This window comes from Roseicyclus sp., from assembly GCF_052168335.1.
GTDB lineage: Bacteria > Pseudomonadota > Alphaproteobacteria > Rhodobacterales > Rhodobacteraceae > Roseibacterium.
In genome coordinates this window covers 1-2439 of sequence record NZ_JBQLZP010000006.1, presented here as the reverse complement: position 1 = coordinate 2439, position 2439 = coordinate 1, and the positions used below count along the sequence as shown (strand labels likewise).

Here is a 2439-nt window from a genome sequence, read left to right as displayed (position 1 = left end):
TCGAGCCTCACCGCATCGGCGCCCTCGGGAATCCACGAGGTGGCGGCCAGCGTCTCGGCGATGTCCCGGCCGAGAAAGATGTCGTCCTCGAGGAACAGCGCGTGCGACGCGCCCCCCTCGAGAAAGCGCCGCCAGGCGCGTGTATGGCTGACGGTGCACGCCCGGTCCCCCACACCGAGGGGGCCGAGGGGACCACGCGCGGCGATGACCTCCGCCAGTTCATCCGGGCCAGCGGCAGCGCCGTCGCAGCCCGAGACACGCTCCCACGCGACGCCGCGCTCCTCGAGATGCGCCGCGATCCGGTCGCGGCGGTCGGCGCGACGGTCGAGGTTGATCACGAAGACGGGGATGGACTGGGGCATCTCGGGGGGCTACCGGGCTCGACTGAGCGCTTGTTTCACGGATGGTGCCCCGACCTCAAGATGGCGGCGTTCGCTTGTCGCCCCGACGCCCCGGACATATACCACCCGCGTCGCGGGCGCCTCGGAGGTGCGCGGTGCACCTGTCGGAGACCATCGGCGCATGTGGCCCACCTACATCATCAACCTGGCCGACAACGTCCAGCGGATGCGGACCTGCGCGGCCGAACTCGATGCCGCCGGGGTGCCGTGGACACGGCTCGAGGCGGTCAACGGCTGGCGGATGAGCGAGGCGGAGGTCGCGGAGGTCTACGACGCCGCGCGCAATGCGCAAGCGGCGAAGCACCCGCTCGTCCGGCCAGAGATCGGCTGCTACCTCAGCCACGTCGAGGCCTGGCGGCGCATCGCGGCGGGTGACGCTCCGGGCGGCGTGGTGCTGGAGGACGATTTCCGCGTCACGGGCGACCTCGCCGGTACGCTCGCGGCCCTCGCCCGGGATGCGCGCCCGAACGGTTGGGACATCGTGAAGCTCTACTCGATCAGGTCGCCGGGTCGCATTCTCGCGCCGCGGCAGATCGCTCCGGGCCTCGTCCTCGGCACGCCCTACCGGGTTCCGAGCACCACGCTCGGCTACGTCATCACGCGGGAGGCGGCCGCGAGGCTCGCGAAGACCTCGCTCCCGTTCTTCCGGCCCGTGGACGAGGACCACAAGTTCTTCTGGGAGGCGGGCCTCGACATCCGCATCGTCGATCCGCAGCCGCTGGCCCTCGGCGCGCAGGAGACGGCGACCGGAACCGTGGGCGACACGCGCAAGCGCGCCGCGCGGGAAGATGCGCGCCCCGCCTGGCAGAGCGCCTGGGCGCGGCTCCGCTACCAGGCTGGTTACAACCTGAAGCTCTTTCGCCACCGCTTCGGCGGAGTGCGTGAATGACGGTCCGGCGCATCTTCCATGTCCAGATGGGCCGCGACGGCGGGACGGAGCGGTTCTTCGTGACGCTGGCGCAGGCCTTCGCCGAGCGCGGCATCGAGCAGGCCTTCGCGATCCGGCCGGGCAACGCCTGGGCGCCGGAAATCGCGCGCCTCGGGGCGGTGCACGAGGGCCATTACCTGCGGCGCACGCCCGGCGCGCTCTGGTCGCTTGCCCGGTTGCGGCGGGCGATGCGCGCCTGGGGGCCGGACGCGGCGATGGCCTGGCGCGCGCCGGCGGCCCGCCTGATCCCCGACCTCGCCGGCGTGGTCAAGATCGTCCGCCTCGGCGACTATCCCCGCCACGTCCGGCACTTCGCGCATCTTCAGGCCGTCGTCTGCAACAACCCGACCATCGCGCGCCACGTCGAGGCGCTGGGATGGAGGGGGGCCGCGCCGGTGATCTCCAACTTCGCCCGGCCCGTCACCCCGCGCCCGGTCACGCGGGACGAGATGGCGACGCCGCCCGACGCCTTCGTGATCTCGTCCGCCGGGCGCCTGACGCACATCAAGGGCTACGACACGTTGCTCCGCGCCGTGGCCGCCCTGCCCGGCTGCTGGCTCTGGCTCGCCGGCGACGGAGACCTGCGCGGCGCGCTCGAGGCGCAGGCGCGCGACCTCGGCATCGCGGACCGCGTGCGCTTCGTGGGCTGGCTCGCCGAACCGATGGACCTGATCGCCGGGTCGGACGCCTTCGTGATGCCCTCGCGCGAGGAACCGCTCGGCAACGTCGTGATCGAGGCCTGGCATTGCGGCGTGCCCACTGTCGCCACGCGGACGGACGGCCCGACCTGGTTCGCGACCGACGGGAAGGACTGCCTCCTCGTGCCGATCGACGACGCACCCGCCATGGCGGCGGCCATGGCGCGGCTCAGGGACGATGCGGACCTCCGCGCCGCACTGGTGGCGGAGGCCCGGCGGACCCTCGCCGCACGCTTCTCGAAGGAGGCGGTCGTCGACGCCTATCTCGACCTCTTCGACCGTCTCGGGGAGGCCAGCACATGACCGGCCGCAGGATCCTCCACATGCATTTCGGCAAGGAGGGCGGGGCCGAACGCTTCTTCGTCAACCTGGTGCAGGGCTTCGCCGAGCGCGGGATGGAGCAGCGCTTCAT

At 72.2% G+C, this 2439-nt stretch carries 3 protein-coding genes; 2 read left to right on the top strand and 1 reads right to left on the bottom strand.

Going from position 1 to position 2439, the window contains the following annotated elements; genetic code table 11:
• Positions 1-362 (bottom strand): glycosyltransferase family 25 protein (locus ACTS11_RS00235; protein WP_442638345.1); only part of this gene is annotated, 362 nt, incomplete at its 3' end.
• Between the two features lie 160 nt (positions 363-522).
• Here ACTS11_RS00235 and ACTS11_RS00230 point away from each other — a divergent pair.
• The gene (locus tag ACTS11_RS00230; RefSeq protein ID WP_442638344.1) at positions 523-1290 is read left to right on the top strand and encodes a glycosyltransferase family 25 protein; all 768 of its coding nucleotides are present in this window, start codon (positions 523-525) and stop codon (positions 1288-1290) included.
• Positions 1287-2330 (top strand): glycosyltransferase, encoded by a 1044-nt coding sequence (locus ACTS11_RS00225; RefSeq protein WP_442638343.1) that lies wholly within the window; start codon positions 1287-1289, stop codon positions 2328-2330. Before ACTS11_RS00230 ends, ACTS11_RS00225 begins: the two co-directional genes overlap by 4 nt.
• Positions 2331-2439 lie beyond the last annotated feature (109 nt).